Below are 6,389 nucleotides of genomic sequence, written 5' to 3' on the forward strand. Positions count from 1 at the left end.
GGTCGCCCACTACCGCGAGGCGATCGCCCGCGCCGAGGGCCGTCCGGCGGGGGCCACCGCGAGCGCCGTACCGGCGGCGGACCACATCGTCGAAGCCGCCGAACTCGTGAAAGCCGTCGAAGCCGTCGAAGCCGTCGAATCCCACGAGGCTGCCGAAGTCGTCGACGAAGTAGTCGAGAACAACCGCGAAAGCGCCAACCGCGAAAGCAGGGCCACGTGCTGACCGTCGATTTCTCCCGGTTCCCGCTCGCACCGGGGGACCGTGTCCTGGATCTCGGCTGTGGAGCGGGCCGGCACGCCTTCGAGTGCTACCGGCGCGGCGCCCAGGTCGTGGCCCTCGACCAGAACGCCGAGGAGATCCGCGAGGTCGCCAAGTGGTTCGCCGCGATGAAGGAGGCCGGTGAGGCCCCGGAGGGCGCGACCGCCACCGCGATGGAGGGCGACGCCCTCGCGCTGCCCTTCCCCGACGAGTCCTTCGACGTCGTCATCATCTCCGAGGTGATGGAGCACATCCCCGACGACAAGGGCGTACTCGCCGAGATGGTCCGGGTGCTGAGGCCCGGCGGCCGCATAGCCGTCACCGTCCCGCGCTACGGCCCCGAGAAGGTCTGCTGGGCGCTCTCCGACGCCTACCACGAGGTCGAGGGCGGCCACATCCGCATCTACAGGGCGGACGAGCTCCTGGCCAAGATTCGTGAGGCGGGCCTCAAGCCGTACGGCACCCACCACGCGCACGCCCTGCACTCGCCGTACTGGTGGCTGAAGTGCGCGTTCGGCGTCGACAACGACAAGGCGCTGCCCGTGCGGGCGTACCACAAGCTGCTCGTCTGGGACATCATGAAGAAGCCGCTGGCCACCCGGGTCGCCGAGGAGGCGCTGAACCCGCTGATCGGCAAGAGCTTCGTGGCGTACGCGACCAAGCCGCACCTGCCCCGGATCTCCGAGGAAGCCGGACCCTCCGAAGAGACCGGAACCTCCGAAGAAGCCGGAACCAAGGCCGGGGCGGACGTCAAGTGACGACTCCCCGGACAGAACACCTGGTCCTGCCCGGGGTCCTCACCGCAGAGGAGGCCGCCGCCACGGTGCGCGGCATCCTCGCGGTGCAGCGCGCGGACGGTGCCATCCCCTGGTTCCGCGGGCACCACCTCGACCCGTGGGACCACACCGAGGCGGCCATGGCCCTGGACGCGGCCGGCGAGCACGAGGCCGCCGAGCGCGCCTACGAATGGCTGCGCCGACACCAGAACGGCGACGGCTCCTGGTACGCCGCGTACGCCGACGGGGACGCCGCCGACGTCACCGACCGAGGCCGCGAGACCAACTTCGTCGCGTACATAGCCGTCGGCGTCTGGCACCACTACCTGGCCACCGGCGACGACACCTTCCTCGACCGCCTGTGGCCGGCCGTCTACGCGGCGATCGAATGCGTCCTGCGGCTCCAGCAGCCCGGCGGCCAGATCGGCTGGAAGCGCGAGGACGACGGCACGCCGGTGAACGACGCGCTACTGACGGGCAGTTCGTCGATCCACCATGCGCTGCGCTGTGCGCTCGCCATCGCCGAACAGCGCGAAGAGCCGCAGCCCGACTGGGAGCTGGCGGTCGGCGCGCTCCGGCACGCGATACGCCGGCACCCCGAGCGGTTCCTCGACAAGAACCGCTACTCGATGGACTGGTACTACCCCGTGCTCGGCGGCGCGCTCACCGGCATCGAGGCCAAGTCCCGTGTCGAGGAGGGCTGGGACCGTTTCGTCGTGCCCGGCTTCGGCGTCCGCTGCGTGGTCCCCAACCCGTGGGTGACCGGCGGTGAGTCGGCCGAACTCGCCCTGGCCCTCTGGGCGATGGGCGAGTCCGACCGTGCCCTGGACATCCTCCAGTCCATCCAGCACCTCCGCGACGACGACTCGGGCCTGTACTGGACGGGTTACGTCTTCGAGGACCACGCCGTCTGGCCCGAGGAACTGACCTCCTGGACCGCGGGGTCCCTGTTGCTGGCCGTGGCCGCGCTGGGCGGCGACGAGGCGACGTGCGCGGTGTTCGGCGGTGAGCGGTTGCCGCGTGGCCTCGACGACTTCGACGACTCGGAGTGCTGCTGAGCCGAGGGGTGCGTGGTCGGCTGCGGCCCGGTGGGGCTTCTCGCGCAGTTCCCCGCGCCCCTGAAGAGCCCGGGGCCGCGCCCCGGGCTCTTCGGCCCGCAGGGCGGTGTCCTTCAGGGGCGCGGGGAACCGCGCGAGCGACCACGAACCACCCGCAGCCGCCCACACACCCGCACCCCTGAGCCATGGGGCGCGACGGCCCGACCCAGCGGAGCGACCACGCTCAGTGCCGGTGCATCCGGTTGGCGATCGCATGCCCCACGAACAGGTACACGACGGCCGCCAGGCCGTAGCCGGCCACTACCCGCGCCCACTGCTCGTCGAAGGTGAACAGGTCGTGCGACCAGCCGGCGAGCCAGCGGGCCGCGTCATGGATGAACTGCACGAAGTCGTTCGTGCTGTTCGCATCCAACAGGTACATCAGGATCCACAGGCCGAGGATGAAGGCCATGATGTCGGCGACGATGGCTATGACCCGGCCGGCCTGGTTGGAGCCGCTGTATCGAGACATGCCGTACGGATTGCCCGCCTGGCTTCGATGAAACCTCAAGTGTCCTCAGGAGTTGAGCTCCGCCAGCACCCGCAACGTGTGCGGATCAGGGGCGAGCACCAGCAGGTCCGTCACCGGCCCCTTCCGCCACAACTCCAGCCGCTCCGCGATCCGTTCCCGTGGCCCGACCAGCGAGATCTCGTCGGCGAAGGCGTCCGGCACGGCGAGTACGGCCTCCTCACGCCGCCCGTCGAGGAAGAGCCGTTGGATGTGCCGGGCCTCCTCCGCGTACCCCATGCGGGCCATGAGGTCGGCGTGGAAGTTGCGCCTGGCGTGCCCCATCCCGCCGATGTAGAAGCCCAGCATGGCCTTCACGGGCAGCAGCCCCTCGGCGACGTCGTCGCAGACCTTCGCCCGTGCCATGGGCGCGATGAGGAAGTCGTCGGGCATCTCGGTCAGTGAGGCCTCGTAGACGTCGGTCCGCGTCGGCGACCAGTACAAAGGAAGCCAGCCGTCCGCGATCCGGGCCGTCTGCGCGATGTTCTTCGGCCCTTCGGCACCGAGCAGTACGGGCAGGTCCGCACGGAGGGGGTGGGTGATGGACTTCAGCGCCTTCCCGATGCCGGTGCCGTCCGGGCCGTCGTACGGGAGGGGGTGGAAGCGTCCCGGCAGCTCGACGGGGGCCGCGCGCCTGAGGACTTGGCGTACGACGTCGACGTACTCCCGGGTCGCGGTCAGCGGGGACCTCGGGAACGGGCGCCCGTACCAGCCCTCGACGACCTGCGGCCCGGAGAGCCCGAGACCGAGGAGGGCGCGCCCCCCGGAGAGGTGGTCCAGGGTCAGGGCGTGCATCGCGGTGGTGGTGGGCGACCGGGCGGCCATCTGCGCAACAGCCGTGCCCAGCTTGATCCTTGAGGTGTGCGCGGCGATCCAGGTGAGCGGCGTGAAGGCGTCCGAGCCCCAGGACTCGGCGGTCCACACCGAGTCGTAGCCGAGTCGCTCCGCCTCCTGGGCGAGCGGGACGTGGTCCGCGGAGGGGCCGCGCCCCCAGTAGCCGAGTGCAAGACCAAGCCGCATACGCCTGCCTCCTGACGGTGCGTCAGCTCTACGGGGCGGAGGTGACTGTACGACAACGGCCCCCCGCTCGGAAGAGCGAGGGGCCGGTCGAAAGGCTCAATACGGCTCAATGCGACTTCGCACTGCTTCGCACTGCTTCGTGCGGCTTCGTACGGAGAGGTGATCAGCCGCGCTGGATGCCGCTGGTGTCCTGAAGGACGCCACGACGGCCGTCCTGGGTCTGGGCCACCAGGTTGGGGCCGCGCTGCTCGACCGCCAGGTACCAGGTGCCCGGCGCCAGCTCGGCGATCGTCGACTGCGAACCGTCCTCGGCGAACAGCGGACGGGCCACGGGCACCGCGAACCAGAACGGCGAGAAGTCACCGGCCGGCGGCTGCGGGGCCGCCGCCTGCTGCTGCGGAGCGCCGGCGAACGGCGCCCCCGGACCCGGCTGACCGGGCCCCGGCTGCGGCTGCGGCTGGCCGGGTCCCGGCTGACCCGCACCGAAGGGGGCCTGGGCACCGGCACCCGGGTAGCCGTAACCACCGGGCGGCTGGCCGCCGTACGGCTGCGGGGCGATCGGACGCGGGGCGCCGACCAGAGCGGCCTTGAGGGCGGGGACGAGGGGGGTGGCGACGGCCGCGGCGGCCAGGAGCAGGGCGGCGATCAGGCCGAGGATGAGGCCGGCGCCGGACTCGGGCTCAGAGCCACCGAAGCTGCCGAATAGCTCCTCGATCGCCCCCAGCGGGTCGATGATCGACCAGAACGAGGTCCAAGCGGCGAAGATGGTCAGGGCCACCCCGAGCTGGCCGACGTCCAGGCCGATGACCTTGGGCGGCTGCGGCAGCGCACGGGCGATGACGATCAGCACCGCACCGATGATGCCGCCGACGTACATGCTCATCACCAAGCCGAGGTTGTCCCAGGCATTGGGGATGTCGTCGCCGGAGCCGTCGAACGTGTCGAGGAACGACGCGATGAACAGCAATACCGCTGCTCCGATCACGACGCCGTCGCCTCTGGTGAGGGAGCGGATATTCACTTCAGGTCCTTCGTCAGTCGTCTCGTCATCGGTGGAGGCGTCGCCGTCACCATGTCGCCGTCAGGCCGTGGTGGGATGCGCGGGGGTGGCCCCTCATCGTAAGGACGACCCTATCGTCCGACCGACTTGGGTGTCCGCCGGGATCATCTCGATGATCACGATCCGCCCGCTACCCTCGCAGGAAACTCACGATTTCCTCAGAGTTCCCCCGCGCCGCTTTCTGCCGCCAGGCACCGCTGGTCAACGGTGCCTGGTCATGGATATCGCGCATCGCGGCGCGCACGACGAACACGGCGGGAACCGTTGACAGATTGAGACCGCCCGCACTTCATTCCGTGGCACTTCGGGATAGCGGCCCGAGTTCCCCGAAGGGGAGAGTTGTTCAATTTTCGAGGAAGCTCGTGATGCCGTCCGAGATTCCCCGGGCCGCTTTCTGGCGCCAGGCTCCGCTGGTGAGCTGGGCCGCGTCCTTGCTGTCGCGCATGTTGCCGCACTCGATGAACACCTTGGGGACGGTGGAGAGGTTGAGGCCGCCGAGGTCGGTGCGGGTGACGATGCCGGTGCCGTCGCCGACGTAGTTGGAGGGGGCGCTGCCGGTGGCGCGGACGAAGAAGCCGGTGATGCGCTCGCCGAGGTCGCGGGAGGGGGCGACGATGGGCCGGGTGTCGGCGGCGCCCTCGTTCACCGAACCCGGCAGGATCACATGGAAGCCGCGGTTGCCGGAGCCGGAGCCGTCCGCGTGGATCGACACCACCGCGTCCGCCTTCGCCTCGTTGCCGATCCGTGCCCGCTCGTCGATGCACGGCCCCCAGGGCCGGTCGTCGTCCTGTGTGAACTTCACCGTGGCGCCCTCCTGTTCGAGGAGCGTCCGCAGCCGCCGGGAGACATCGAGCGTGAACTCGGCTTCCAGGTAGCCGTCGTTGGTGGTCGTCCCCGTCGTGTCGCACTCCTTCGCGTTCGTCCCGATGTTCACCTTGCGGTTGATCTCGGTCGTGTGCTGGAAGTTGCCGGGGTTGTGACCCGGATCGATGACGACGACCTTGCCCTTGAGGGGGCCGGTGGCGGCGGGCGCGGAGGAGGAACCGGAGGGGCTCGCCTTCTCGCTGTCCTTGCCGTCCTTGTCGTCCTTGCTGTCCTTCCCGTCTTCGGAGGCGGTCGGCCCGCCGGACGGGTCGGGGGACGTCGGCGGAGTGCCCGCCGACCGGGTCTGCGGGCCCGCCGCGCTGCCCGATCCGTCGTCCCCGCCCCCGGAGTCCCCGACGGCCTGCCAGACACCCCACCCGGCCACCGCCCCCACCACGACCGCGGCCACCGCCACGGTCAGCGGACGGCGAAGTGCGGAACGGCGGGGCTGGGGCGGATCGAAGTCCGGGCCTACGTACGACACGCCTGCCACCTTACGGGTCGGGCACAGGGCGGACAGGCCGCCCCAGCTCCGCGTGGCGGCCGATGCCATGATCCGGGGCGTGCGGCCGTCCCACCCGCATTCCCGCTCGGCGCCTTGCCCCGGGCACCGCTCGTCAGCCCGTTACCGGCCGCCTCCTGCTCCGGGGAGCCCCTGAAGGCCCGTCGTCGCCGCGACCCGCGCCCGCGAAGGCATCCCCGCCCCGCCCGCTCTCCCAGCGAGCCACCGGCCGGCCGTCGCCGCCGTGTTCGTCGTCGTGGCGGCCGTCGTCCACCTGCTCGTCCAGTACCGGGCCGGGCGGCC

Annotated in this window: 7 protein-coding genes and 1 pseudogene; 3 read left to right on the forward strand and 5 right to left on the reverse strand. The window is 70.8% G+C overall.

All coding sequences use genetic code 11. From position 1 onward, the window contains the following. From AWZ10_RS51545 to AWZ10_RS19595, 3 genes and pseudogenes are all read left to right on the forward strand, one after another. A pseudogene (locus AWZ10_RS51545) lies at nt 1-223 on the forward strand (glycosyltransferase family 1 protein); the annotation flags it as partial. Continuing rightward, entirely contained in the window at nt 217-1,017 is an 801-nt protein-coding gene (locus AWZ10_RS19590; protein WP_060891694.1) for a class I SAM-dependent methyltransferase, read from the forward strand. The pseudogene AWZ10_RS51545 and the gene AWZ10_RS19590, both read left to right, overlap by 7 nt. Beyond that, nucleotides 1,014-2,093, forward strand: a complete 1,080-nt coding sequence (locus AWZ10_RS19595; RefSeq protein ID WP_060891695.1) for a prenyltransferase/squalene oxidase repeat-containing protein — start codon at nt 1,014-1,016, stop codon at nt 2,091-2,093. Before AWZ10_RS19590 ends, AWZ10_RS19595 begins: the two co-directional genes overlap by 4 nt. Before the next feature lie 223 nt (nt 2,094-2,316). Here AWZ10_RS19595 and AWZ10_RS19600 read toward each other — a convergent pair whose 3' ends face one another. The 5 genes from AWZ10_RS19600 to AWZ10_RS52945 all read right to left on the reverse strand — a co-directional run. Further along, entirely contained in the window at nt 2,317-2,604 is a 288-nt protein-coding gene (locus AWZ10_RS19600) for a hypothetical protein (protein ID WP_037704558.1), read from the reverse strand. A gap of 45 nt (nt 2,605-2,649) precedes the next feature. Then, nucleotides 2,650-3,660 carry an LLM class F420-dependent oxidoreductase gene (locus AWZ10_RS19605; RefSeq protein ID WP_046709150.1) on the reverse strand — a complete coding sequence of 337 codons (1,011 nt, stop codon included), beginning with the start codon at nt 3,658-3,660 and terminating at the stop codon, nt 2,650-2,652. 163 nt (nt 3,661-3,823) lie between these two features. Next, nucleotides 3,824-4,681 carry a DUF5336 domain-containing protein gene (locus tag AWZ10_RS19610; RefSeq protein WP_173531688.1) on the reverse strand — a complete coding sequence of 286 codons (858 nt, stop codon included), beginning with the start codon at nt 4,679-4,681 and terminating at the stop codon, nt 3,824-3,826. 382 nt (nt 4,682-5,063) lie between these two features. Beyond that, complete coding sequence (locus tag AWZ10_RS19615; protein WP_060891696.1) at nt 5,064-6,068, reverse strand: N-acetylmuramoyl-L-alanine amidase; 1,005 nt, start codon at nt 6,066-6,068, stop codon at nt 5,064-5,066. A gap of 133 nt (nt 6,069-6,201) precedes the next feature. Then, the coding region (locus tag AWZ10_RS52945; RefSeq protein WP_208618529.1) for a hypothetical protein at nt 6,202-6,389 on the reverse strand (188 nt) is incomplete at its 5' end.

Origin of the sequence: Streptomyces europaeiscabiei, from assembly GCF_001550375.1 — a bacterium.
Classification (GTDB): Bacteria; Actinomycetota; Actinomycetes; order Streptomycetales; family Streptomycetaceae; genus Streptomyces; species Streptomyces europaeiscabiei.

Excerpts from the sequence above, each read along its gene's own strand:
- AWZ10_RS19605 (WP_046709150.1), bottom strand. The coding sequence starts at position 3,660 with ATGCGGCTTGGTCTTGCACTCGGCTACTGGGGGCGCGGCCCCTCCGCG.
- AWZ10_RS19600 (WP_037704558.1), bottom strand. The coding sequence starts at position 2,604 with ATGTCTCGATACAGCGGCTCCAACCAGGCCGGCCGGGTCATAGCCATC.